Source organism: Paracoccus sp. (in: a-proteobacteria) (assembly GCF_030538755.1).
In the GTDB taxonomy this organism is placed as follows: Bacteria; Pseudomonadota; Alphaproteobacteria; order Rhodobacterales; family Rhodobacteraceae; genus Paracoccus.
Map to the genome: position 1 here is coordinate 53929 of NZ_JAUNTJ010000014.1, position 26130 is coordinate 80058.

Below are 26130 nucleotides of genomic sequence, written 5' to 3' on the forward strand. Positions count from 1 at the left end.
CTGCCCGCCGCCTTGTGCCGGTGGGCGATCCGCATCATGAATTGCGTTGCCTGATGCCCCTTGATGCGCTGCCAACGACGGGAAAAAGCCATGCCTGACTCACCGGATTTCACCCTGGGCATCGAAGAGGAATACCTGCTGGTCGATCAGCAGACCGGCGACCTGTCCCCTATGCCTGAAAGCCTGCTTGAGGAATGCCGCGCCGATCTGGGCGATCGCGTCAGCCCCGAATATCTGCGCTGTCAGATCGAGGTGGGCACCGGCGTCTGCCGCGATATTGCGCAGGCGCGGGCGGAACTGTGCGAGTTGCGCGAAACCGTGGCGCATCATGCGGGGCGGCACGGGCTGGCACCGATTTCGGCCTCGTGCCACCCTTATGCCGACTGGCGCGATCAGCATCACACCGACAAGGATCGCTATAACGCGCTGCGGCAGGATCTGGCGGGCGTGGCGCGGCGGATGCTGATAAGCGGGATGCATGTGCATATCGGCCTGCCCGACCGCGACCGGCGCATCGACCTGATGAACCAGTTCGTCTATTTTCTGCCGCATCTGCTGGCGCTGTCGGCCTCCAGCCCGTTCTGGCAGGGCGAGGATACCGGGCTGGCCAGCTATCGCCTGACGGTTTTCGGCAATCTGCCGCGCACCGGCCTGCCGCCCCGGCTGGACAGTTGGGGCGATTATGAACGCTCGGTTCAGGCGCTGACCGACATCGGCGTGATCGAGGATGGCAGCAAGCTGTGGTGGGATCTGCGCCCGTCGGCCCGGTTCCCGACGCTGGAAACCCGCATCTGCGACGCCTGCCCCCGGCTGGAAGATACGCTGACACTGGCCGCGCTGATCCAGTCCACCACGCGAATGCTGTGGCGGCTGTCGCAACGCAATCAACGCTGGCGCATCTATGACAATTTTCTGCTGAACGAAAACCGCTGGCGCGCGCTGCGCTATGGCGGGACCGAGGGGCTGATCGACTTTGGCCGCCGCCGCGTGGTGCCCTTCGCCGATCTGGTGGACGAATGGATCGACCTGATCGCCCCCGACGCCGAGGCCCTGAACTGCGCCCCCGAGGTCGCGCGCGCCCGCGACATGGTGCAGCGCGGCACCAGCGCCGCACGTCAGCGGGCGGTTCTGGCCAGCGCAATGGCCGCAGGCGCGCCGCGCGATCAGGCTCTGCGCGCCGTGGTGATGGAGCTGATCGGTGAATACCGCGCCGCCTGACCCGTTTGAAACAGTTACGCAAGATTTGCGCCCTATAGCGGTGCAACCGGAGGAGAGATGAGGGGGACCGCATGGATTTCGCACTGACCGAGGAACAGCAGGCGATCTTTGAAATGGCCTATGATTTTGGCCAGACACGCATCGCACCCAATGCAAAGGAATGGGAGGCCGCAGGCACCATCCCGAAAGAGCTGTGGCCGGAAATCGCCCAGCTTGGCTTTGGCGGGCTGTATGTGTCCGAGGAATACGGCGGCTCGGGCCTGTCGCGCAGCGATGCCGTGCTGGTGTTCGAGGCTTTGGCGATGGCCTGCCCCTCGGTCGGGTCGTTCCTGTCGATCCATAACATGTGCGGCGGCATGATCGACAAGTTCGGCACCGACGACGACAAGGCCCGCTGGCTGCCTGCCCTGTGCAGCATGGAAAAGGTGTTTTCCTATTGCCTGACCGAGCCGGGGTCCGGCTCCGACGCCGCCGCCCTGCGCACCCGCGCCGAACGCACGAATGACGGGTGGAAGCTGAACGGAACCAAGGCGTTCATTTCCGGCGGCGGCTATTCAGACGTTTATGTGACCATGGTCCGCACCGGAGACGACGGGCCAAAGGGCATCAGCACCGTCATCGTCGAGGACGGCACCCCCGGCCTGTCCTTTGGCGCGAACGAACACAAGATGGGCTGGAAATCGCAGCCGACCGCGCAGGTCCAGTTCGACGATTGCGTGATCCCCGCCGAAAACCTGCTGGGCGAGGAAGGGCGCGGCTTTACCTATGCCATGGCCGGGCTGGACGGCGGGCGGCTGAACATTTCCGCCGGGGCGCTTGGCGGCGCGCAGGCCGCGCTGAACGCCACGCTGCAATATATGGGCGAACGCAAGGCCTTCGGCAAAACCATCGACCAGTTTCAGGCGCTGCAATTCCGCTTGGCCGAGATGGAGATGAAGCTGCAATCCGCCCGCACCTTCCTGCGGCAAGCCGCGTGGAAGCTGGACAACGCCGCCCCCGACGCGACCAAATTCTGCGCCATGGCCAAGTTTCTGGTAACGGAAAACGCCTCGCAGGTTGCGGATCAGTGCCTGCAACTGCATGGCGGTTACGGCTATCTGGCCGATTACGGTATCGAAAAGATCGTGCGCGACCTGCGCGTTCACCAAATTCTGGAAGGCACGAACGAAATCATGCGCATGATTACCGCCCGCGCCCTGTTGGCGGAGCGTGGCTGATGGATGATCTGCATATCCGCAAGGCGGGCCGCGCGGGCCGCATCACCTTTACCCGGCCCAAGGCGCTGAACGCGCTGTCGCATGACATGGCGCGCGCGATCCATGCGGCGCTGAACGACTGGCGCGACGACCCGGATGTGGCGCTGATCGTCATCGACGCGCAGGGCGAGCGCGCCTTTTGCGCCGGGGGCGACATCGCAGCGGTCTATCGCGGCGGGCTTGAGGGCGATCACCAGATCGGCCGCGACTTTTTCCACGACGAATATCGCATGAACGCGGCGATCGCCGATTACCCCAAACCCATCGCCGCCTTTATGCAGGGCTTTGTCATGGGCGGCGGGGTCGGCGTGGGCGGCCATGCCAGCCATCGCGTGGTCGGCGACAGCACCCGCATCGCCATGCCGGAATCGGGCATCGGGCTGATCCCGGACGTGGGCGGCACCTGGATCTTGTCGCGCGCGCCGGGCCGCACGGGCGAATATCTGACCCTGACCGGTGCCCAGATCGGGCCGGGCGATGCGATCTTTACCGGCTTTGCTGATACCTACCTGCCCGAAGCCGAATGGCCCGCGCTGATCGCCGCGCTAGAGGAAACCGGCGACATCGGCCTGATCCACGGCCAGCCCCCGCCCCCGGCCGAGCTTGAGGGCCGCGACCTGTCCGCTTTCGGCGGCAAGACCGTGGCCGAGATCACCGCCGCGCTGCAAACCGCCGGCGACGAACAGTCGCTGAAACCGATCCGGCGCAACTCGCCCCTGTCGATGGCGGCGGGGCTGGCGCTGGTGCGGGCTGCGCGGGGCGACCGGCGGATTCAGGAATCGCTGTCGCGCGAATATCGCTATACCTTCCGCGCGACCGAACAGACCGACTTTATCGAGGGCGTCCGCGCCCAGATCATCGACAAGGACCGCAACCCGCACTGGACCGCCGATGCGTCTGCCGACAATGTGGCGGCAGTTCTGGCGCCATTGGGCGATGACGAACTGACTTGGGGGAAAGAAGCATGAAGATCGGATTTATCGGATTGGGCAACATGGGCGGACCGATGGCCGCCAATCTGGCCCGCGCAGGCAATGACGTGTCGGGGTTTGACCTGACCGCGCCGATGCCCGATGGCGTGATCCGGGCCGCCACTGCCGCCGATGCGGCGCGCGGGGCGGATGTGGTCATCACCATGCTGCCCAACGGTGCCATCCTGAAAGCCGTCGCCGCCGAGGTCATCCCGGCCATGCCCGCCGGGGCGGTGCTGTGCGACTGTTCAACCGTCGATGTGGCCAGTGCCCGCGCGGTGGCGGCTGACGCGGCGGCGGCGGGCATGGGCGCGCTGGATGCGCCGGTATCGGGCGGCATCGGCGGCGCGCAGGCCGGCACGCTGACCTTTATGGTCGGCGGCCCTGACGACGCCTTTGCCACGGTCAAGCCTCTGTTCGGCATCATGGGCCAAAAGGCCGTGCATTGCGGCGATGCCGGGGCCGGTCAGGCCGCCAAGATCTGCAACAACATGATCCTTGGCGTAACGATGATCGCCACTTGCGAGGCTTTCGCGCTGGCCGACAAGCTGGGGCTGGACCGGCAAAAGATGTTCGACGTGGTGTCCACCTCGTCCGGTTACAGCTGGACGATGAACGCCTATTGCCCCGCGCCGGGCGTCGGGCCGAAATCGCCTGCCGACAACGACTATAAACCCGGTTTCGCATCCGAGCTGATGCTCAAGGATCTGATGCTGGCGCAGGATGCCGCCGAATCCGTCGCCGCCGACACGCCGATGGGTCGCACCGCCCGCGATCTGTATCGTACCTTCGTCGAGGACGAGGACGGGCGCGGCAAGGATTTCTCGGCCATGCTGCCGCGTTTTTCAGCACGCAACGGCTAAACGGCCAGCGACATGGGCAGGGCCGGTGAAAATCGGTCATGCTCGCCGCATTCTGACGGGAAAGAATGCAACCAAAAGTCGCACAGGTTGTTATCCTTAGGGATGACGAAAGGACGTAACGATGATGACGCTGCATCGGGGTGTAGCGGCTGTTTTTGTGCTGTTGACCGCAGTGGCGCTGGTTCCGCTGCCGTTAATCGCACAAGCCCAAGGCAACGGTCGCGGACAGGATAGCGCCCAAAGCTGCGCGCCCGGTCTGGCCAGTCGCGATCCGGCCTGCGCGCCAGCGGGGCAGGCACAGCAAAACGGCCTGCAAGTCGGCGATGTGCTGAACCTTGGTTCGATTCATATCGTGACGCATCCCGGCCTTTATGGTCTGGGGACGCCTCCTGCGGGCGACCACTATGCCATCGTCAACGGGCGTCTGATCCGGGTTGACGGCGAAACTGGCAAGGTGCTGTCGATCCTGCGTATCGTTGACCGCATTCTTGACTGAATAGCGCAAACCTGGTGCCGCTGATCGGGTCAGCCGTCCAGCAAGGCGCGGGCGGCATCCAGCGCGGCGGGGGTGATCGTATCCCCCGCCAGCATCCGGGCGATTTCGCGCTGACGTTCGTCGTGATCCAGCACCACGACGCGGCTGGTCGTCATACCGTCTGACACCGATTTCGCCACCTGAAAATGATGGCTTGCCAGCGCGGCCACCTGCGGGCTGTGGGTCACGACCAGCACCTGCGCTTCATCTGCCAGACGACGCAACCGGCGACCGACGGCATCGGCGGTCGCCCCGCCCACACCCCGGTCGATTTCGTCAAAGATCATCACCAGCGCATCCGCCCCACGCGCCAGACAGACCTTGAGCGCCAACAGAAACCGCGACAGTTCCCCGCCCGAGGCGATCTTGTCCAGCGGACCGGCAGGCGCGCCGGGGTTGGTGGCGACGGTAAAGGCCACCGCATCCGCGCCATCCGGCCCGGCGGGGGCATCGCTCAGCCGGGTTTCAAAGACTGCGCGTTCCATCTTCAGCGGCGCAAGCTCTGCCGCGACCGCCGTGTCCAGCCGCGATGCCGCCGCGCGCCGCGCGCTGGTCAGGGCCTGCGCGGCGGTATCATAGTCCTGCCCCGCCGCCTGCGCCGCCGCGGTCAAGGCAGCCAGCGACTCTGCCCCGGAATCTATCGCCCCCAGCCGGGCGCGCAAATCATCGGCCAGCCCGGCCAGATCATCCGCCAGAACGCCGTGCTTGCGGGCCAGTGCGCGCAGGGCAAACAGCCGTTCCTCGGCGGTTTCTAACGCGCGGGGATCGAAATCCAGCGCATCCAGCGCCGCCTCGACGCCGGAAAACGCCTCGCCCAATTCGATGCTGGCGCGCGACAGCGCCGACAGCGGCGCATCCAGCCGGCCATCGGCCCGGTCCGCCGCGCCTTCCAGCCAACGGGCGGCATCCATCATCGCCCCCTCGGCCCCTTGCGGGCCAAGGGCAGTCAACGCACGGGCCACATCTTCGCGGATGCGCGCCGCGCCCTGCATCGCACGGCGGCGGGCATCAAGATCGGCCTCTTCGCCGGGCTGAGGGGCCAGATCGTCCAGTTCCTTGACGGCGTGGCGCAGGAAATCTTCTTCGGCGCGCGCGGCCTCTAGCGCGGTTTGGGCATCGCTCAGCGCCTGTTCGGCCTGCCGCCGCGCGGCCCAGGCCACCCGTGCCGGGGCCGTGTCGATGCCGCCGAACGCATCCAGCAACTGCCGGTGCCCGCGCGGGTTCAGCAGGCCACGGTCGTCATGCTGGCCATGCAGTTCCACCAGCGTATCCGACAGCGCCCGCAACACCTCGCCCGAGACGCGGCGGTCGTTGACGTAACCCGTCTTGCGCCCGTCCAGCGCATTCACCCGACGCAGGATCAGTTCATCCTCGGCCTCGATCCCGGCATCGGCCAGCACCTGACGCGCGGGATGGCCGGGCGGCAGATCGAACACCGCCGTCACCTCGCCCTGCGCGGCCCCGGCGCGGACCAGTTCGGCCCGCCCGCGCCAGCCCAGCACAAAGCCCAGACAATCCAGCAAAATCGACTTGCCCGCGCCTGTTTCCCCCGTCAGCGCGTTCAGCCCCGGCCCGAAGGACAGATCCAGCCGGTCGATCAGCAGCATATCCCGAATATCGAGATGGCGGAGCATCCCCGCCCCTTTACAGCCAGCGGCCCTGAATGACCTGCCGATAGACGTTGGTCAGCCAGCTATCGCCCTTGGGCGTCGCGGTCAGACCACGGCCCCGCAACTGCGCATAGGCATCTTCGTAGAAGGGCGACGACTGGAAGTTATGCCCCAGAATCGCCCCCGCCGTCTGCGCCTCATCCGTCAGGCCAAGCGCCAGATACGCCTCGACCAGACGCATCAGCGCCTCGGGCGTGTGGGTGGTGGTCTGGAATTCCTCGACCACGACGCGAAAACGGTTGATCGCCGCCGTGTAATGACCACGCTTGAGGTAATAACGGCCGATTTCCATTTCCTTGGCGGCCAGATGGTCAAAGGCCAGATCGAATTTGAGAATCGCCGAACGCGCATATTCGCTGTCGGGATATTGCTCGATCACCTCGCGCATGGATTGCAGCGCCTGAAAGGTCAGGCCCTGATCGCGGCCCACATCGTCGATCTGGTCGTAATAGGACAGCGCCAGCAGGTATTTCGCATAGGCCGCATCTTCGTCGCCCGGATAGGTATCCAGAAAACGCTGCGCCGCCGCCCGCGCCTCTTCATAGTTCTGCGCCTTGTGATAGCCATAGGCTTCCATAATCAGCGCGCGCTTGGCCCATTCGGAATAGGGGTAAAGCCGCTCGATCTCGGCGAAATAGCGGACGGCATCTTCGGGCCGGCGGCTGTTTTCCAGCTCGTATTCGCCGCGCTTGTAGATTTCCTCGGCGGTGAACTGTTCCATGTTTTGCGGCATGGCAGTGGTGCCGCCACGGTTACAGCCGGCAAGCATCAGGGCAGAAAGCATCGCCGCAGTCAGAAAAGCAGCACTTTTGGAACGCGGCATAGGGTCCGTCCATCGATTCTGTCGGTCGTGCCGGTGCAGAGACGGCACGGCCCGGCTGTCCTAGCATAGTTTTTTAGGGGGCGCAAAATGGCAATCTGCGGTTTGGATCAGCTTTGTGACAACGGGAAAAGCCAGCCACGCCGCCCGGTTGTGCGCGCCGGGGGGCAGCGCGCACAATTGTAACATGCGATTCAGGCGATCAGGGCCAGCCGTGCGGCATCGGCCGAATAGGCCGCCACGCCCGCACCGGGCAAACGCCCCTCAAGATCCGGGGAGCAGGTGGTCCATTCCCACGCATCCGGCTGGGCGAACAGCGCCCGCAGCAGGCAGTTGGTCATCGCGTGACCGGCGCGGTTGCCGGTATAGCGCGCCAGCAGCGGTGCCCCGGCCAGCGCCAGATCGCCCATGGCATCCAGCATCTTGTGGCGCACCGCCTCGTCCGAGTGGCGCAGGCCGCCCGGCGACAGCACGCGCGGGCCATCGACGACCACGGCGTTCAGATAGCTGCCGCCAAGCGCCAGCCCGTGGCGGCGCATCGCATCGACATCGGCCTGACGGCAAAAGGTGCGGCTGTCGGCCAGCTCGCGCACAAAGGCGCCGTTCGCCATGTCCAGCCGCTTGTCCTGCTGACCGATGGCGGTGTCGGCAAAGTCGATGTGAAAGTCGATTTCCAGATGGTCGGCGGGTTCCAGACGTGCCCATGCCTCGCCCTCGCGCACCTCGACCGGGCGCAGGACGCGGATGGCGCGCAGCGGGCTGCCGAACTGAATTTCGATCCCGGCGCGCAGGATTCCGCGCACGAACTGGGCCGACGATCCGTCGAGAATCGGCACCTCGGGTCCGTCCACCTGAATCAGGGCGTTGTGGATGCCCGTGCCCGACAGCGCGGCCATGATGTGTTCCACGGTGGACAGCGTAGCGCCCTGCCCGTTGTCCAGCAGCGTGCAAAGCTTGGAAGGCGTCACCTGATCCCACAGCGCCTTGATCTTTGCATCCGGGCCATCGCCCAGATCGGTGCGGTGAAACACGATGCCATGATCGGGCGCAGCGGGCCGGATGACCAGCCGCGCAGGAACGCCAGAGTGGAGACCCACATCCGTAAATTCAGCCGGTGTCTTGATCGTCGCCTGCATAACCTTGCCTGCCCGTTTTTTCTTGTCCTGCCGATTTCCAGAATCGGTCCGGGCACCTTTTGCGCCCGGCTCAAGACAGCTAGGCGTGCGCACCCGACCGTTCAATTAACGAATTGTAACGGGGTGAAACATTCACCGGCACGCGGTGGCGGCGTTAACCCCGAATGCGGCGGACCATTTGGAATCACAACGAAAAAGGGCCGCCACAGGCGACCCTTTAACGGTTGTCATATCCGAATTCGTGAAGGCTCAGTTCGCCTGACGACGCAGGAATGCGGGGATCTCGATGTTGTCGCCCTGCGCATCCGGGCTGGCGAGATCATCGAAATTCGCCTCTTCCTGTTCGCGGGCGCGGGTGGCCACCCGTTCGCTGACACGTTCGGCAAGCGTGCCCGCCGTGGGTTTGGCGGCAGCGGCTGCCCCCTGCCCGGCGTTATGCCCGGCCATCCGTTCCAGCATCCGGCCCAGACCCGCCATGCGGCCGGCCCCGGCGCGCTGATCCTCGGCCACCGGCTGTTGCTGGCGCGGAGCCTGCTGCTGACGCGACTCGCCCGGATGGGCAACGGCCTTTTGCAGACGCTCCAGCACCTCGGGGCGCGGGGTCACGCCAGCGGCGCGGGGTTTGGGCGCGACATAGGCGGCGGAATCTTCGTGGATCATCGGCGAGGCCGGACGCGCCGCCGCGACGGCAGGCCCCGACTTGGGCTGCCAGCCCGGCGCAGGCATATCGTCATCGGCCAGATGCTGATCGCGGACGCTGGCAACCGGCGCTGTCTCGGGCGCGGGGTTGCGGCGCGGCGGAACCGGCATATCGTCCTCGACGCTTTCGGCGCGCGACATGCTGGGCGTCTGGGTCAGCGGAGCGGCCATGCTGCGACGCGGCGCGGCCGGTTCGGCCGATCCGGCCACAGCGGCGTCGATGCCGGTGGCAACGACCGACACCCGCAGCGTGCCGTCCATTTCCGGGTCCAGGGTCGAACCGACGATGATATTCGCATCGGCATCCACCTTGTCGCGGATGATATTCGCGGCCTCGTCCAGTTCGAACAGGGTCATGTCATAGCCGCCGGTGATGTTAATCAGCACGCCTTTGGCGCCGTTCAGGCTGATTTCATCCAGCAGCGGGTTGGCGATGGCGCGTTCCGCCGCCTCGACCGCACGGTTTTCGCCCGCAGCCTCGCCCGTGCCCATCATCGCCTTGCCCATCTCGTCCATGACGGCGCGGACATCGGCAAAGTCGAGGTTAATCAGGCCCGGACGCACCATCAGGTCGGTCACGCCCTTGACGCCCTGATACAGCACGTCATCGGCCATGGCGAAGGCTTCGGTGAAGGTGGTCTTTTCATTCGCCAGCCGGAACAGGTTCTGGTTCGGAATGATGATCAGCGTATCGACGACCTTTTGCAGCGCCTCGACCCCTTCTTCGGCCTGACGCATCCGCTTGGTGCCCTCAAAGCTGAAGGGCTTGGTCACGACACCCACGGTCAGGATACCCATTTCGCGGGCGGCCTGCGCAATGATCGGGGCCGCGCCAGTGCCGGTGCCGCCGCCCATCCCGGCGGTGATAAAGCACATATGCGCGCCCATCAGGTGATCGACGATATCTTCGATGGTTTCTTCGGCGGCCTTGGCACCGATGGTCGGCTTGGCGCCAGCGCCCAGACCTTCGGTCACTTTCGGCCCCATCTGCACCCGGCTGCTGGCCTTGGACTGCGCCAGAGCCTGCGCATCAGTGTTGGCGACGACGAATTCCACGCCATCCAGCTTTTTCTCGATCATATTGTTGACAGCGTTGCCACCGGCGCCACCAACGCCAAAGACCGTGATGCGCGGCTTCAGCTCGTCATCGTCGTTCATCATCAGATTGAGGTTCATGGTTTCCGCCTGTCGTTCGCTGATCTGCCGGGCTTTCTGGGCGCGCCGGTCGAATCCCCCGTGTATCCGGCCCACATTACCCGCACACGCCCCGCACGTCATCCGAAAAACGCCCGTTAACCCCAAAATATAGGGCTGTGGATAAGTTTGATAGGCGGTATATTGCCCACACGTCATCATCTGGTGGGGCGTATCACGCCCCTGCCCAGCGATAGCTGGCCCGCGTTTACCAGTTGTTGCGGAACCAGCGATAGGCGCGGCGCAGGCTGCGTGCCGGATAGGCTTCGGCGGGCATTTCGAAATCCCACCATTCATCCTGCGGATGCGCCGCGAACAGCGCCAGACCGACCGCGCTGGCAAAGCCGGGGTCGGTGAACTGATGCGCCAGCCCGTCGATGCGCAGCGGACGGCCGCAGCGGACCTGAGGCCCCAGAATCCGCGTCGCCAGCAGGTCCAGCCCGGGAATCTGGCTGCCGCCGCCGGTCAGCACGATCTGCTGGCTGGGCATATGGTCAAAGCCCGCCGCGTCCAGCACCTCGCGCACGCCTTCCAGAATTTCCTCGACCCGCGGGCGCATGACGCCGATGACATCGGCGCGGCTGACGGTGCGGCGGTCTGCCTCCCAGTCGCCGGTGTTGGTGCCGACCTCGATCATGTCGCGGTCGTCGCGGCCCGTCGCCTCGACCCCGCCGTTCATGGTTTTCAGCCGTTCCGCGATCTGCGGCGACACGCGCAGCCCGTGCGCAATGTCCTGCGTGATATGCTGGCCGCCGATCCGCACCCGGTCGGCAAAGATCATGTGTTTCTTGATGAAAATCGACACGCTGGTGCCGCCCGCGCCCATGTCGATGCAGGCCGCGCCCAGTTCCTGTTCATCCTCGATCAGCGCCGCGCGGCCCGCCGTATAGGCGGCCGAGGCGATCCCGGCCAGCGCGATGTCGCAGCGCGCCACGCAATTCGCCACATTGCTGATGACATCGGCATCCACCGTCAGCACATGCATATCGCAGGCCAGCCGGTTGCCGTGGTGGTCGCGCGGATCGGCCAGCCCGCTGCGATGATCGACGGCAAAGTTCACCGGCTGCGCATGCAGCACCTCGCGCCCGCGACCGAAATCGGGCACGTCGCAGGATGCCAGAACCGAGGCAATGTCATGTTCCCCGACCTTGCCCGAGGCCAGCGCAATATCCCCCGCCAGCCCATAAGACGAAGGCCGCCCGCCCGACAGGCAGGCGATGATGTGGTCGATGCGCACGCCCGCATGTTTCTGTGCCTGCGTGATGACGGTGCGCACGGCGCGTTCGGTTTCGGCCATCGTCTCGATCTCGCCGCCACGCATCCCGCGCGCGCGGGTGTGGGCCGATCCGATGACACGGAAATTCGCCTGCCCCGCCAGCGGGCCAACACCGTCTTCTTCGCGCGTGGTGCCTGATCCGTCGAATTGCAGCACAAGGCAGGCGATTTTCGAGGTGCCGATGTCCAGCACCCCGATCACCCCCCGTTGCAGGGCGGCGCGGCGCAAGTTCCGCATGGCCCGCTGCGTCTGATAAAGTTCGCCCATCGCCTAGCCCCCCCGTCGAGATGATCCGGCGACGCGCGCGGCGTCTTCGGGCAGCGGCAGCCCGTCCGGTCCCAGTTGCACCTGCCCGCGCGCGGCGCGGATCGTATTGCGCGCATCAATCCCCATCCGCACCACCAGATGCGAGGGATCGCGCAGATCAAACACGGCAATATCGCGCGCCAGAACGTCTTGCGCGCGATCCAGCGCGATCACCCGCTCCAGCGCCTTGACGGCACCGGATTCGGGCAGCTGGATGCGCTGACCGCGATCCAGCACCACATCCCAGCGGCGTTCGCCCTGCCGCACCAGCCCGCGCACGCGCGGCAGGATCGGCCCGGCGGCGTCGATCAGGGCCAGCGCCTCGGCCGCTTTTTCGTCTGCCCCCTCGCCCGCGATCAGCGGCAGATCGGCCCGCACCTCGCGCGAGGTGACGCTGGCCACCCGGTGACCGCCAGCGTCCAGAATGTCGATGCCGCGCGCATTGCGCCACAGCATCGCCGGTTCCCGCTCGGTCACGGTTGCCGACAGGACGCCGCCCGGACGGATGCGCAGATCGACCGTTTCCACCGCATCCAGCGCCATCACCTGCAAGCGCAGCGCCGTCAGGTTGATGTCAAAGCTGGAGGCAGGCAGATCGACCGGCAGCATGGCGCGCATCGCCTTGTCCACCGGCGCCGAAGCGCCCTCGATCGTCATCATGCGGACCATGAATTCGTCGCGGCGTTGAACCGACTGGATCACGCCGTTGATACCGTCGGTCAGCACCGCGCGGCGATGTTCGTCGGACAGCCAGACCCCGGCCACCATGGCCACGGCAAAGGCAGGCACGCCCAGCCGGATCACCCGCCGCCAGACGGGCTTCAGCCACATCCGTTCCAGCCGATAGGCCAGCCGCGACGGCGCCGGATCGCGGCGCCCGCGACGAAAGATGCGATGATCGGTCAATGCCATAGCGCGTCCTCGACCATCCAGCGCATCAGGGCGGGAAACTCGACCCCGGCCTGCGCCGCCTGTTCGGGCGCAAGCGAGGTCGGCGTCATCCCCGGCTGATTGTTCAGTTCCAGCAGATACAGCCCGGCCAGCCCGCGCGCGTCATCCCAGCGGAAATCGGTGCGCGACAGGCCCCGGCACCCCAGCGCATCATGCGCGCGCACGGCATATTCCAGACAGGCCGCGGCAATATCATCGGGGATGTCGGCGGGGATCACATGGCGCGAACCGCCCGCCTTGTATTTGGCGTCGTAATCATACCAGCCCTCGGTGATGATTTCCGTCACGCCAAGCGCGCGGCCACCCATGACGGCGGTGGTCAGTTCGCGCCCCGGCGCATAGGTTTCGACCATGACCCGCGCAGGCATCGTATCGGCCAGCACCGGCGGCGCGTCGCCCTGCTGCACGATATAGATGCCAACGCTGGAGCCTTCGTCATTGGGCTTGACCACATAGGGCGGCGGCAGGACATGGCGGCGGCGCACTTTGTCGGCGTCGGCGATCACGCTGTCCAGCACCGGCAGGCCAGCGGCACGGAAGGCATCCTTGCTGCGAGTCTTGTCCATCGCAAGGGCCGAGGCCAACACCCCGGAATGCGTATAGGGCAGGCCCAGCCATTCCAGCAGGCCCTGCACGCAGCCATCTTCGCCCCAGCGGCCATGAAGGGCGTTGAACACCACATCCGGCGCGGCATCACGCAGGCGCGCGACAATATCAGGGCCATGTTCGCGGCCCAGTTCAATTTCGACAACCTGATAGCCCGCCACCCGCAGCGCATCCGCGCATTCACGCCCTGACGACAAGGACACCTCGCGCTCAGCCGAGGGTCCGCCCATCAGAACGGCTACGGTGTGGGCTGTCCTGCTCGACCTGCCCGTCACGTTTTCGCCTTTTCTGCCCGGTTGATCCGGGCCACCTTGTTATTGCGCCGCCGGTTTTCCCGCGTGCGCCGTTTTCGCATGACACGACAATAGCCGCATCATCCGCCCCGCAAAAGCATTTTTTCATGCGCCGGGCGAATCGGCTGGGGATAACCGCCTATCGCCGCCGGCTGTGCTGAAACGCGCGTATCCCCGCAGGGCGCGGGCGCGCGATGCCACCCAGAACCTCCAGCGGGCTGGGGACATGCACCCGCACCCCCGGCCCGGCCGAGGCATGGACCTGTTTCGACACCTCGGCCATCAGCACCCCGGCGATCAGCAGCCGCCCGATGCGGCGGCCCGTGCGCTCCCATACCCCCGCGCTGCGCAGCCAGAACCGGCGATCCGAAGGCGGGATATACAGCGCCGCCCCCTGCCATTCGGTCATCAGCCCCGCCGCACGCATCTGCGCCTCTAGCTGGCTGGCGGTATAGCTGCGGCCAAAGCCAAAGGGCGTCGCATCGGATGCCGCCCACAGCCCGGCGCGGTTGGGCACCATGACCAGCATCCGCCCGCCGGGGCCAAGCACGCGCGCCGCCTCGGCCAGCACGGCGGCGGGGTGATCGCTGGTTTCCAGCCCGTGCAGCATCACCAGCCGGTCCACGCTGCCGGTATCCAGCGGCCAGGCGGTTTCCTCGCACAGGACCGAGTGGTTCGGCATCCCCGCAGGCCAGGCCATCACCCCCTGCGGCCCCGGCATCAAGGCCGTCACCCGCCGCGCGTCGTTCAGAAAGGGCCGCAGCATCGGCGCGGCAAAGCCGTATCCGGCCACCGTCATTCCCGAACCTTGCGCAGGCGGCCAGATTTCGGTCAGGCGGTCGCGCAGGATCTTTTGCACCACACGGCCCAAGGCGCGCTGGTAATAAAACTGCCGCAGATCGCTGACATCGTGATGCATTGCGCACCGGCCCCTTGTTTGCGAGGCTAAGACACCACACCAAAGGGGATTTGCCAATGCCGCTGGAACTGGTCACGATCCGCTGCCTGCGCGACAACTATGCCTATCTGATCCATGGCAACGGCGAAACCGCGCTGATCGACGCCCCCGAAGCCAGTCCGATTCGCGCCGCGCTGGATGAACGTGGCTGGCGGCTGGATCACATTTTGCTGACCCACCATCACGACGATCACATTCAGGACGTGCCCGAGCTGCGCCGCGCCTATCCCGGCACCCGCGTCATTGGCCATGCCGCCGATGCCGCCCGCCTGCCGCCGCTGGATCACCCCGTCGCCCCCGGCGACAGCATCACCATCTGCGGCGAAACCGCGACGGTGATCGACGTGTCCGGCCATACCGTCGGCCATGTCGCCTTTCACTTTGCCGGTGCGGGGCTGGCCTTTACCGGCGACAGCCTGATGGCCATCGGCTGCGGCCGCCTGTTCGAAGGCGACGCGCCGATGATGTGGGCCAGCCTGTCGCGCCTGAACGCCCTGCCCGGCAACACGCTGATCTGTTCCGGCCATGATTATTGCGCAGGCAACGGTGCCTTTGCGCTGTCGGTCGATCCGCAGAACGCCACCCTGCGCGACCGCCTGACCGGGGTCGAGGGCGGCACCCCCTGCGCCCCCGCGACGCTGGATACGGAACGCGCCACCAACCCCTTTCTGCGCACGGCAGATCTGCGTAACCGCCTGAATATGCAGGGCGCCACCGATGCCGAGGTCTTTGCCCGCCTGCGCCGCATGAAGGACGATTTCTAAGCCTTGAAAACAGCGGCAGGCATCATCACATCTGCATCAACCATCGGATTTTCATGGCCTCGCGCTGAAAAAGTTCTTGAAGCCGCAGCAAATCCATCAATTCTTAACTGTATCGTGACAGTCTGGGCAGGTGGGCCGCCAATCCGGCCCATACCGCCAGCCGACTGACAGGAGACGACCGTGCCGAGTTTTTCTACCTCTCTTGAACAGGCCATCCATGCCGCCCTCGCGCTTGCGAATGAACACCGGCACGAACTGGCAACCCTGGAACATCTGCTGCTGGCGCTGACGGATGAACCGGATGCCGTCCGGGTCATGCGCGCCTGCAACGTCGATCTTGACGAATTGCGCCGCCTGCTGATCGAATTCATCGAAGACGATCTGTCCACGCTGATTACCGATGTCGAAGGGTCCGAGGCCGTTCCGACCGCCGCATTCCAGCGGGTGATCCAGCGCGCGGCGATCCATGTGCAATCTTCGGGCCGGTCCGAGGTGACGGGCGCCAACGTGCTGGTCGCCATCTTTGCCGAACGCGAATCGAATGCGGCGTTCTTCCTGCAAGAACTGGATATGACCCGCTATGACGCAGTGAACTTCATCGCCCATGGCGTCGCCAAGAACCCGCAGTTTTCCGAAAACCGCAAGGTTATCGGCGCGGATGACCCTGCCGAAACCCACCACGGCGAGGCTGCGCCCGATGCCAAGGACGAAAGCGCGCTGGCGAAATACTGCGTCGATCTGAATGCAAAGTCGCGCAAGGGCGACATCGACCCTCTGATCGGGCGCGAACCCGAGGTCGAGCGTTGCATTCAGGTGCTGTGCCGCCGCCGCAAGAACAACCCGCTGCTGGTGGGCGATCCGGGCGTGGGCAAGACCGCCATCGCTGAAGGTCTGGCGAAAAAGATCGTCGAGGGGCAAACCCCTGACGTGCTGTCCGGCGCGACGATCTTTTCGCTGGATATGGGCGCGCTGCTGGCCGGAACCCGCTATCGCGGCGATTTCGAGGAACGGCTGAAAGCCGTGGTCAAGGAACTTGAGGCGCATCCCGACGCGATCCTGTTCATCGACGAAATCCACACCGTCATCGGCGCGGGGGCGACCTCGGGCGGGGCGATGGATGCCTCGAACCTGCTGAAACCCGCTCTGGCGGGCGGCAAGCTGCGCTGCATGGGATCGACCACCTACAAGGAATTCCGTCAGCACTTCGAAAAAGACCGCGCCCTGTCGCGCCGGTTCCAGAAAATCGACGTGAACGAACCCTCGGTGCCAGACAGCATCAAGATTTTGATGGGGCTGAAACCGCATTTCGAGGCGCATCACGACCTGCGCTATACGAATGACGCGATCAAGACGGCGGTGGAACTGGCCAGCCGCTATATCAACGACCGCAAACTGCCCGATTCGGCCATCGACGTGATCGACGAGGCGGGCGCGGCGCAGCATCTGGTCGCCGAAAGCAAGCGACGCAAAACCATCAGCCCCAAAGAGATCGAGGCTGTGGTGGCAAAAATCGCCCGCATCCCGCCGAAAAACGTCAGCAAAGACGACGCCGAGGTGCTGCGCGATCTGGAAAAATCGCTGAAACGTGTGGTGTTCGGGCAGGATTCGGCCATCGAGGCGCTGTCCTCGGCGATCAAGCTGGCCCGTGCTGGCCTGCGCGAACCGGAAAAGCCTATCGGCAACTATCTGTTCGCCGGCCCGACTGGCGTCGGCAAGACCGAGGTGGCCAAGCAACTGGCGAATACGCTGGGGGTCGAACTGCTGCGCTTTGACATGTCGGAATACATGGAAAAGCACGCGGTCAGCCGCTTGATCGGCGCCCCGCCCGGCTATGTCGGCTTCGATCAGGGCGGGATGCTGACCGATGGCGTCGATCAGCACCCCCATTGTGTGCTGCTGCTGGACGAGATCGAAAAGGCGCACCCGGATGTCTACAACATCCTGCTGCAAGTGATGGACCACGGCAAGCTGACCGACCATAACGGGCGTCAGGTGGATTTCCGTAACGTGATCCTGATCATGACCTCGAACGCAGGGGCCGCCGATCAAGCCAAGGCCGCCATCGGCTTTGCCCGCGACCGGCGCGAGGGCGAGGATGTCGAGGCAATCGAGCGCACCTTCACGCCCGAATTCCGCAACCGTCTGGACGCGGTCATCAGCTTTGCACCTCTGGCGCGTGATACCGTGATCCATGTGGTCGAGAAATTCGTGCTGCAACTGGAAGCGCAGTTGATGGATCGTAACGTCCATATCGAACTGACACCGCAAGCCGCCGACTGGCTGGCCGAAAAGGGCTATGATGAAAAGATGGGCGCGCGCCCGCTTGGCCGGGTCATTCAGGAATACATCAAAAAGCCGCTGGCCGAAGAATTGCTGTTTGGTCGGCTGACCAAGGGCGGCGTGGTCCGGGTCAAGATCGAAGATGGCAAACCCGCCTTCGACATCACCGGCCCCGAGGCGCTGCGCATCGGCAAATCCAAAACGCCGCTGCTGACCGCCGATTAAACCAACATCAAAAGGGGCGCCCACCGCGCCCCTTTTTGCTGCCCCGTCTTTCGTTTGATAAATATCCCCGCCGGAGGCTCCGGCAGCGACGCAGGCACTACCCTATGCTTTGCGCGCCGCCGCACCCTCTTTCACCTTGGCGGCCAGATCGCGGGCAATCGCAAAAGCCCCCTTGATGCGGTCAGCATCGCTGCCCCAGTCGCGGCGCAGCACGATCTTGTTGCCATCCACCTTGGCCTGCCCGCGCTGGTCGGTCAGGAATTCCACCAGACCGGCGGGGTTGGGGAATTTGTCGTTGTGGAACATCACCGTCGCGCCCTTTGGCCCTGCATCCAGTTTCGCGATATTGGCGCGCTTCGCCATCGCCTTGATGCGGATCACCAGCAGCAGCGTGTTCACCTCGCGCGGCAGCGGGCCAAAGCGGTCGATCAGTTCGGCGGCAAAGCCCTCCAGCTCGACCTTGGTGGTCAGTTCAGCCAGCCGGCGATACAGCCCCAGCCGCACATCCAGATCGGCCACATAGGTTTCGGGGATCGTCACCGGCACGCCAAGGTTCAGCACCGGCGCCCATTCGTCTTCGGGCGCGGCCTCGATCTCGCCGGATTTCAGCTTGGCGATGGTTTCCTCCAGCATGGCCTGATACAGTTCAAAGCCGACCTCTTTGATATGGCCCGACTGTTCCTCGCCCAGCAGGTTGCCCGCCCCGCGCAAATCCAGATCCTGCGACGCCAGATTGAACCCCGCGCCAAGGCTGTCGATCGACCCCAGAAATTTCAACCGCCGGATCGCCTGAGGCGTCAGCGGCTGGCGCGGCCTGGTGGTCAGATAGCAATAGGCGCGGGTCTTCGACCGCCCCACGCGGCCCCGGATCTGATACAATTGCGCCAGCCCGAACATATCGGCACGCCAGACAACCATCGTATTCGCGGACGGAATATCCAGCCCCGATTCAACGATGCTGGTCGCCAGCAGCACATCATGGCTGCCGTCGTAAAAGGCGTTCATCCGCTGATCCAGATCGCCCGCCGCCAACTGCCCATGCGCCACGATAAAGCTGACCTCGGGGACATGTTCGCTCAGCCAGTCCTGCACATCCGGCAGATCGGCCAGACGCGGCACGACAAAGAACGACTGCCCGCCCCGGTATTTTTCGCGCAGCAGGGCCTCGCGGATGGTTACGCTGTCGAATTCGCTGACATAGGTGCGGATCGCCAGACGGTCCACCGGCGGAGTGCCGATGATCGACAGATCGCGCACCCCGGTCAGCGACAGTTGCAGCGTGCGCGGGATCGGCGTGGCCGTCAGGGTCAGAACGTGGATGTCGCTGCGCAGTTCCTTCAGCCGTTCCTTGTGGGCAACGCCAAAGTGTTGTTCCTCATCGACAATCAGCAGGCCAAGGTTCTTGAAACGCACCTGTTTGGCCAGCACGGCATGAGTGCCGACGACAATATCGACGCTGCCATCAGCCAGCCCGGCGCGGGTTTCCGCCGCATCACGGGCGCTGACAAAGCGCGACAGCGGCCGCACGGTGATCGCGGTGCCGCGGAACCGTTCGGCAAAGCTGCGGAAATGCTGGCGCGCCAGCAGCGTCGTGGGCGCGACCACCGCCACCTGACGGCCCGAGACAGCCGCGACAAAGGCGGCGCGCATCGCCACTTCGGTCTTGCCAAAGCCCACATCGCCGACCACCAGCCGGTCCATCGGGCGACCGGCGGCCAGATCGGCGGTCACATCGTCGATGGCCGCCAGTTGGTCTTCGGTTTCGGTATAGGGAAAGCGGGCGGAAAACGCCTCCCAATCATGGTGATCGGGTTCCATGACCGGGGCGGCGCGCAGCAGCCGCTCGGCGGCGACCCGGATCAGCCGGTCGGCGATCAGGCGGATGCGTTCCTTCAGCCGCGCCTTGCGCGCCTGCCACGCCCCGCCGCCCAGCTTGTCCAGCAAACCTTCTTCGTGGCCATAGCGCGACAGCAGTTCGATGTTTTCAACCGGCAGATACAGCCGGTCGCCGCCGGCATATTCCAGCGCCACGCAATCATGCGGCACCCCGGCCGCGCGGATGGTTTCAAGGCCGGTATAGCGCCCGATGCCGTGTTCGACATGCACGACCAGATCGCCGGGGGTCAGCGTGGTGGTGTCGCGCAGAAAATTTTCCGCCCGGCGTTTCTTGCGCGCGCCCCGGATCAGCCGGTCGCCCAGCACATCCTGTTCGGATATGACCGCCAGACCTTTGGAAACAAAGCCTTCTTCCAGCGGCCAGACCGCCAGCCCCAATGCGCCGGGTTTATCCGGCAGATCGCCAAGGCTGGTGATATTGGCCCCGTCGCGCAGCCCCTCATCAGCCAGCAACCCGGCCAGACGGTCGCGCGCCCCCGCCGAAAAGCTGGCGACAATCACGCGGCGATCTTTGCGCAATGCCTGAATATGATCGGCCAGTTCCCTGAACAGGTTGCCTTTTTCAGCCTGACGTTCCGGTGCAAAATTGCGGCCCGTGCGCCCGCCGGCATCCAGCACGCCCGGCCCGGTCGGCTGCGGCAGCGCCACCAGCCGCACCACGCGCCGCCCGGCCAGCCAGCCGTCCCATTCCTGCTCTGTCGGGAACAGCGCCTCGGGCGGCACCGGGCGATAGACGGTATCGGCGCGCCCCTTGGCCGCCATCGCATCGCGGCGGGCCTGATATTGTTCGGCGATCATGCCGCGCCGGGCGTCGATCACCTGCCCGATGTGGTCATCCAGCATCACGCTGGCACCGGGCATGTAATCGAACAGGCTGTCCATCCGGTCGTGGAACCACGGCAGCCAATGCTCCATCCCGGCCATCTTGCGACCGGCGCTGACGCCCTCATACAACGGATCGTTCGTGCCGCCACCCCATGTCACGCGATAGTTCTGGCGAAAGCGGGTGATCGCGTCCTCGTCCAGAATCACTTCGGACATGGGGGCCAGTTCCACCCGGTCCAGCTTTTCCGTGGTGCGCTGCGTGTCGGCGTCAAAGCGGCGCGCGCCGTCCAGCACATCGCCGAACAGGTCCAACCGCACCGGCCCGGCCTGCCCCGGCGGGTAAATGTCGATGATGCCGCCGCGCACGGCGAAATCGCCCGGCTCGGTCACGGTGGGGGCCTGAACAAAGCCCATCCGCGCCAGAAAATCCCGCAAGGCGCCATCGTTGATGCGATCACCCACGCGGGCGGAAAAGCTGGCCGCGGCAACCACATCGCGCGCGGGCAGGCGTTGCAGCACGGCGTTGAGCGTGGTCAACAGCACGAACGGCCCCCGGATCGCGCCCTGCGCCAGCGCGGCCAGCGTGGCCATGCGCGCGGCCTGCACGGCACTGGCAGGGGACACGCGATCATAGGGCGTCGTGTCCCATGCCGGGAAATCCAGCACAGCCACGCCGGGCGCGGCAAAGGCCAGCGCGGCGCGCATCGCCTCGGCCCGGCGGTCGTCGCGGGCGATGTGGATCACGGGCGCGCCGCGTTCCAGCTCGCGCGCGATCAGGGTGGCGTCAAAGCCCTCGGGCGCGCCGGACAGGATCAGATGGTCAGCCATGCGCGGTCAGGTAAGCTGCGGGCGGGCGGTGTCAACCCTCAGATGCCAAAGGGGTGCATCAGCCGATACATCGTGCCCCATGCCGCCGTCACCGCAACGGCCAGCACCGACAGCACAAAGGCCCAATTGCGGTGGCGGTTGATCTGGCGCATCGCCTCGGCCACGGCGGCTTCGGGCGGGGTCGCGCCGTGCTGCGCGGCGTCCAGCAGCGGGATCAGCAGCTGCGCCAGCCGCAGCCGCATCAGCAACAGCAGGGCAAAGGGCACCAGCAGCAGGGCCAGCGCCTGCGCCATTTCGCGCCCATAGCCAAAGCCCAGCACCGCCAGCACGGTCAACCCGAAACAGGCCGCGCCCAGCAGCCACAGCCCGTCACGCGGCCCGATCCGCCAGCGCGGCAGCGTCAGCGACAACCAGTCCAGCAGCAACAGCCCGGCAGGCCCGTCCGGGTCGCGCCGGGCACGGGTCAGCACATCCAGCGGCACACCCAGCACGGCGCGGCCCGAAACGGTCCAGGCCGTGACCAGCACCAGCCAGAACCAGATGCTGGAAAAGCTGCGCGCGCCCAGCAGGTCAAGAAATCCGGTGAGATGCGGCAAGGTCGGCCTTTTCTTGTCGTTGGCTGCGCGTGACCTTAGAACGGGGGCACAGCAGAGAAAAGGCCCTGTCATGGCAACTCCGATCATCGCCCCCTTTCCCGCAACCCGCCTGCGCCGCCTGCGCCGCACCGAAAACCTGCGCGCCCTGACCGCCGAGGTGCATCTGACCGCCGCCAACCTGATCTGGCCGATCTTCGTGACCGAGGTGGACGGGGCCGAGGGCGAGATCCCCTCGATGCCCGGCGTTCACCGGCTGTCGCTGGACGGCGCGCGGCGCGCGGCCGAACAGGCGGCGGAACTGGGCATCCCCGCCGTCTGCATCTTTCCGCACACCGCCGCCGAATTGCGCACCGAGGGGTGCGAGCGTGCGTGGGATGAAAACAACATCGCCAACCGCGCCATCCGCGCCGTCAAGGACACCGTGCCCGATCTGGCGGTGATGACCGACATCGCGCTGGACCCGTATAACGCCAACGGTCACGACGGATTCGTGGTGAATGGCGAAATTCTGAACGATGAAACGGTTCAGGCGCTGGTGCGCATGGCACTGGTTCAGGCCGAATGCGGCGCCGATATTCTTGGCCCCAGCGACATGATGGACGGGCGCATCGGCGCGCTGCGATCCGCGATGGAGGGGGCCGGGCACAAGGACGTCGCGATCCTGTCCTATGCGGCGAAATTCGCCAGCAGCTTTTACGGCCCGTTCCGCGATGCGGTCGGCGCGGCGGGGCGGCTGGTCGGCGACAAAAAGACCTATCAGATCAATCCCGCCAACCGGGAAGAGGCGCTCCGCTGCGTCGCCCGCGATCTGGCCGAGGGGGCGGATATGGTGATGGTGAAACCGGGGATGCCCTATCTCGACATCTGCCGCGCCGTGCGCGACCAGTTCGGCGCGCCGACCTTTGCCTATCAGGTCAGCGGCGAATACGCGATGATCGAGGGGGCGATTCGTGCCGGCTGGCTGAAACGCGATGTAGTTGTCGAAAGCCTGCTGTCGTTCCGCCGCGCGGGCTGCGACGGGGTGCTGACCTATTTCGCCCCTCAGGTGGCCGAGTGGCTGCACCAGACCGGGCGCGGCGGTGCGTGACAATATCTGGCGGATCGCCTAGACTGATCCGCAAGGGCTGGTAAGCGCCCGATCTGTCAAAGGGGCAATCAGATGAGCATGACACGGCGCGATTTTCTGGCGACGGGCGGCGCGGCAATGTTGCTGGGCGGTTGCGCCATGTCCGTCAATCCGGCGGCTACCGCGCAACTGGACGCAAGGGTGAACACCACGCATGATTTTCTGGTCAGCCGCTATCCCGGTACCGCCAGAATTATGGCTGATGCGCGCGGCGTGCTGTATATTCCGCTGATGACCGCCGCCGGTTTCGGCATCGGCGGCGCCTATGGCGAAGGTGCGCTGCGCATTGGCGGGGCCACGGTCGATTATTACGCCGCCACACAGGCCAGCGTCGGCTTTCAGGCCGGGGCGCAGCAATTCGCGCATGTGCTGATCTTTCGCACCGAACAGGCTCTGGCCGCGTTTCGTGCGTCGCAGGGCTGGGTCGCGGGGGCGGGTGCCTATTACGCCGCGCCCGATGGCGGCATGGCCATCGGCAGCGACACCATCACCGCGCAGCAACCCGTTGTCGCGGTGATCTTTGGTCAAAGCGGGCTGATGGCCGGAGCCACAATCGAGGGGACGAAATACACCCGGCTGTTGCCCGCCAATGTCGCGCAGACCACGCCGGTCGTGCCCCGGCTGCAACTGCCGTGGATGATGGCCCCCGCACAGCAGCCACAGGCTACGGCGACAAACGCCCCCGCCTGAGGATCAGCCACGAGTTGGGGGCGGCGGCACCCCCTGCCCGCCCCTGCGCGGGCCTTGCCGCCCACGCGACACGGCATCAGGGGACACCCCGATGACCAGCGCCGCATCATAGCCGCCCTCGATCTGCGTCAGCGCGGCATAGGCCGCATCGCCCGCCTGCCGGGCGATGCCGTCATTGCTGTTGCGCACATCGCGGTCGCGCCCGTCGCGGGCGTAATCGGCAAACTGCGCATACACGCCGTCGCTAAAGCTGTCGGGAAAGAACATCTGCCCCGTCAGCACATTGCGCTGATCCAGAAACACCTTGAAATGGACATGCGCCGTGCGCCCGCGATACCAGCCGGGATAGATCGACTGGAACGCCGCCACCCCGTCCTGCCCCGCGATCTGAGTGCCGCGCAGAAAGGTCTGCCCGGTGGTGTCGTCCACCCGGTCGCTGCCCTGCCGCGCATAGCCGCTGTAATTGCCCTGCGCATCGCATTGCCAGACATCGACCCGCGCACCGGGGATCGGGTTGCAGGCCGGATCGACAACCTGCAACCGCATCCGCAAGGGCAATCCGGGCCGCTGTTCCCGAATATCGGCGCGAATCAGGCCGGGGTCGATGTAATACGGCCCCTCGGTCACTTCGGGCATCAGGGCGCAGACATTGGGGGTAATCAGCCCCGCCTGCACGGCCTGTGCCCGCAGTGCGTGGGGAAAGCTGCCCGCCCCCAGAACGGCAGGCGCCGCAGCGGCCAGCAATTTCAACAGATCGCGGCGATGGGTCATGGCGTTTCCTTTCCAATTGCGCTGGTCATAGCATTCGGTGCCCCAACCAAGGGTAAACGCCTATCCCGCCGTCAAATGCCGCAGCCCATGCGTCACATCCGTGCGCACCGCCAGCCGCAGCGCCGGTTCGTCGCCCGCCCGCAGGGCGGCCAGAATCATCCGGTGATGGCGCGGCGGCTCGTTCCGCCGCACACGACCATACAACACGCGCATGGTCGGCCCCAGTTGCAGCCAGACCGTTTCCAGAATCGCCAGCATCGCCGGAGCCTGCGCGCGCAGGTAAAGCGTGCGGTGAAAATCCAGATTGCAGCGGATATAGCCCACGGCATCATGCCGCTCGACCGCATCGGCGATCTGGCCGTTCATCACCGCCAGCCGGTCGATCAGCGCGAAATGCGCGCGCGGCAGGGCGCGGGCGGCCAGTTCGGGTTCGATCAGGGCGCGCAGGGCCGACAGTTCCTCGATCCGCTCATCGGTCAGCTCGGGGGTGGTGACGCGCCCCGAGGCCGACAGCGACAGCGCCCCTTCGGCCACCAGACGGCGCACCGCCTCGCGCGCGGGGGTCATGCTGACGTGATGTTCGGCGGCGATCCCGCGCAGGGTCAGCGGCTGACCGGGCGGCAGTTGGCCCAGCATGATGCGGCTGCGCAGGTTGCGATACAGCCGTTCATGTGAGGCGGGTTCCGAAGGGCGGGGCAGGCTCATAACCCGTTTGTGATCACAAAGCCGCAGCGCGTCAATCGCGGAATTGCCACAGCATCAGATCGCCACCGTGCCGCTTCAGCCAGTCGCGGCGCGGGGCATAGCCGGGCATCAGCCGCGCCACCGCCGCCCAGAACCGGGGCGAGTGATCCATATGCGCCAGATGCGCCACTTCGTGCGCGGCGACGTAATCCAGCACCTCGGGCGGGGCCATGGCCAGCCGCCAGGAAAACATCAGCCGCCCCTCTGTCGTGCAGGAACCCCAGCGGCTGCGAGTGTCGCGCAGGCTGATCGCCCGTACATCGCGGCCAAGCGCCGCGGCATGGCGGTCGCAGGCGGCGTGCAGCCGGTCATGCGCCAGATGCTTCAGGAAGGCCGCCGCCACCGGCCCGGCGGGGCGGTTGGCGGGAATCAGCAGGTGATCGCCCTCGATCCGGGCGGCGCGCAGCGGATGCGGGGTCAGGATCAGCGCCCGCCCCTCGACCGGCAGCGCCGCGCCGGGCGCGACCCGCAGCGGCACCGGCACTGCCGCCCGCGCCTGCCGCAGCCAGCCCGCCCGCGATTCGGCAAAAGCACGGCCTTCGGCCTCGGTCACGCGGGGCGGCAGGGTCAGCACCGGGTCGGCCCCGTCGCGCGGCACCCGCAGCACCATCCGCCGCGCCCGCGCCGATCTGC

Annotated in this window: 22 protein-coding genes; 9 read left to right on the plus strand and 13 right to left on the minus strand. The window is 65.8% G+C overall.

Annotated elements, in window-relative coordinates; genetic code table 11:
* Positions 1–90 precede the first annotated feature (90 nt).
* The 5 genes from Q4G14_RS10015 (at position 91) to Q4G14_RS10035 (ending at position 4804) form a co-directional block, all read left to right on the plus strand.
* Positions 91–1218 carry a carboxylate-amine ligase gene (locus Q4G14_RS10015; protein WP_303361603.1) on the plus strand — a complete coding sequence of 376 codons (1128 nt, stop codon included), beginning with the start codon at positions 91–93 and terminating at the stop codon, positions 1216–1218.
* 71 nt (positions 1219–1289) lie between these two features.
* On the plus strand, positions 1290–2435 hold the full coding sequence (locus tag Q4G14_RS10020; protein ID WP_303361604.1) for an acyl-CoA dehydrogenase family protein: 1146 nt from the start codon (positions 1290–1292) through the stop codon (positions 2433–2435).
* Positions 2435–3442 carry an enoyl-CoA hydratase/isomerase family protein gene (locus Q4G14_RS10025; RefSeq protein WP_303361605.1) on the plus strand — a complete coding sequence of 336 codons (1008 nt, stop codon included), beginning with the start codon at positions 2435–2437 and terminating at the stop codon, positions 3440–3442. The genes Q4G14_RS10020 and Q4G14_RS10025 overlap by 1 nt, the downstream gene beginning before the upstream one ends.
* Positions 3439–4308 carry a 3-hydroxyisobutyrate dehydrogenase gene (gene mmsB, locus Q4G14_RS10030; RefSeq protein ID WP_303361606.1) on the plus strand — a complete coding sequence of 290 codons (870 nt, stop codon included), beginning with the start codon at positions 3439–3441 and terminating at the stop codon, positions 4306–4308. Before Q4G14_RS10025 ends, mmsB begins: the two co-directional genes overlap by 4 nt.
* Positions 4309–4429: 121 nt before the next feature.
* Positions 4430–4804, plus strand: a complete 375-nt coding sequence (locus Q4G14_RS10035) for a hypothetical protein (RefSeq protein WP_303361607.1) — start codon at positions 4430–4432, stop codon at positions 4802–4804.
* Positions 4805–4833: 29 nt separating this feature from the next.
* Here the strand turns inward: Q4G14_RS10035 and recN are convergent, their stop codons facing one another.
* The 8 genes from recN to Q4G14_RS10075 form a co-directional block, all read right to left on the minus strand.
* The gene (gene recN, locus Q4G14_RS10040; RefSeq protein WP_303361608.1) at positions 4834–6477 is read right to left on the minus strand and encodes a DNA repair protein RecN; all 1644 of its coding nucleotides are present in this window, start codon (positions 6475–6477) and stop codon (positions 4834–4836) included.
* Between the two features lie 10 nt (positions 6478–6487).
* A complete protein-coding gene (locus tag Q4G14_RS10045) occupies positions 6488–7336 on the minus strand; it encodes an outer membrane protein assembly factor BamD (RefSeq protein ID WP_303361609.1) in 849 nt (282 codons plus the stop codon).
* Positions 7337–7527: 191 nt separating this feature from the next.
* Positions 7528–8469, minus strand: coding sequence for a UDP-3-O-acyl-N-acetylglucosamine deacetylase (lpxC, locus tag Q4G14_RS10050; protein WP_303361610.1), 942 nt, complete (start codon positions 8467–8469; stop codon positions 7528–7530).
* 249 nt (positions 8470–8718) lie between these two features.
* Positions 8719–10344 (minus strand): cell division protein FtsZ, encoded by a 1626-nt coding sequence (ftsZ, locus tag Q4G14_RS10055; protein ID WP_303361611.1) that lies wholly within the window; start codon positions 10342–10344, stop codon positions 8719–8721.
* A 226-nt stretch (positions 10345–10570) separates the two neighbouring features.
* Positions 10571–11905, minus strand: a complete 1335-nt coding sequence (ftsA, locus tag Q4G14_RS10060) for a cell division protein FtsA (RefSeq protein WP_303361612.1) — start codon at positions 11903–11905, stop codon at positions 10571–10573.
* Between the two features lie 3 nt (positions 11906–11908).
* A complete protein-coding gene (locus tag Q4G14_RS10065) occupies positions 11909–12856 on the minus strand; it encodes a cell division protein FtsQ/DivIB (RefSeq protein ID WP_303361613.1) in 948 nt (315 codons plus the stop codon).
* Positions 12847–13731, minus strand: a complete 885-nt coding sequence (locus Q4G14_RS10070; RefSeq protein WP_303361625.1) for a D-alanine--D-alanine ligase — start codon at positions 13729–13731, stop codon at positions 12847–12849. The genes Q4G14_RS10065 and Q4G14_RS10070 overlap by 10 nt, the downstream gene beginning before the upstream one ends.
* A 202-nt stretch (positions 13732–13933) precedes the next feature.
* Positions 13934–14713: a class I SAM-dependent methyltransferase gene (locus tag Q4G14_RS10075; RefSeq protein WP_303361614.1), complete on the minus strand. Its 780-nt coding sequence runs from the start codon at positions 14711–14713 to the stop codon at positions 13934–13936.
* A 56-nt stretch (positions 14714–14769) separates the two neighbouring features.
* On the opposite strand from Q4G14_RS10075, the gene gloB reads away from it, so the two are divergent.
* Both gloB and clpA read left to right on the plus strand, forming a co-directional pair.
* A complete protein-coding gene (gene gloB / locus Q4G14_RS10080) occupies positions 14770–15516 on the plus strand; it encodes a hydroxyacylglutathione hydrolase (RefSeq protein WP_303361615.1) in 747 nt (248 codons plus the stop codon).
* 180 nt (positions 15517–15696) lie between these two features.
* On the plus strand, positions 15697–18021 hold the full coding sequence (gene clpA / locus Q4G14_RS10085) for an ATP-dependent Clp protease ATP-binding subunit ClpA (protein WP_303361616.1): 2325 nt from the start codon (positions 15697–15699) through the stop codon (positions 18019–18021).
* Between the two features lie 102 nt (positions 18022–18123).
* Here clpA and mfd read toward each other — a convergent pair whose 3' ends face one another.
* Together mfd and Q4G14_RS10095 are read right to left on the minus strand one after the other, a co-directional pair.
* Positions 18124–21570 (minus strand): transcription-repair coupling factor, encoded by a 3447-nt coding sequence (mfd, locus tag Q4G14_RS10090; RefSeq protein WP_303361617.1) that lies wholly within the window; start codon positions 21568–21570, stop codon positions 18124–18126.
* 38 nt (positions 21571–21608) lie between these two features.
* Positions 21609–22166 carry a hypothetical protein gene (locus Q4G14_RS10095; protein WP_303361618.1) on the minus strand — a complete coding sequence of 186 codons (558 nt, stop codon included), beginning with the start codon at positions 22164–22166 and terminating at the stop codon, positions 21609–21611.
* A gap of 70 nt (positions 22167–22236) precedes the next feature.
* On the opposite strand from Q4G14_RS10095, the gene hemB reads away from it, so the two are divergent.
* Complete coding sequence (gene hemB, locus Q4G14_RS10100; protein ID WP_303361619.1) at positions 22237–23253, plus strand: porphobilinogen synthase; 1017 nt, start codon at positions 22237–22239, stop codon at positions 23251–23253.
* A 72-nt stretch (positions 23254–23325) separates the two neighbouring features.
* Entirely contained in the window at positions 23326–23982 is a 657-nt protein-coding gene (locus Q4G14_RS10105; protein ID WP_368661354.1) for a YSC84-related protein, read from the plus strand.
* A 3-nt stretch (positions 23983–23985) separates the two neighbouring features.
* Here the strand turns inward: Q4G14_RS10105 and Q4G14_RS10110 are convergent, their stop codons facing one another.
* The 3 genes from Q4G14_RS10110 to Q4G14_RS10120 all read right to left on the minus strand — a co-directional run.
* Positions 23986–24753 (minus strand): intradiol ring-cleavage dioxygenase, encoded by a 768-nt coding sequence (locus Q4G14_RS10110; RefSeq protein ID WP_303361620.1) that lies wholly within the window; start codon positions 24751–24753, stop codon positions 23986–23988.
* 60 nt (positions 24754–24813) lie between these two features.
* Positions 24814–25458 carry a GntR family transcriptional regulator gene (locus Q4G14_RS10115; protein ID WP_303361621.1) on the minus strand — a complete coding sequence of 215 codons (645 nt, stop codon included), beginning with the start codon at positions 25456–25458 and terminating at the stop codon, positions 24814–24816.
* A 31-nt stretch (positions 25459–25489) separates the two neighbouring features.
* A partial coding sequence (locus Q4G14_RS10120; RefSeq protein WP_303361622.1) for a M48 family metallopeptidase occupies positions 25490–26130 on the minus strand: 641 nt, incomplete at its 5' end.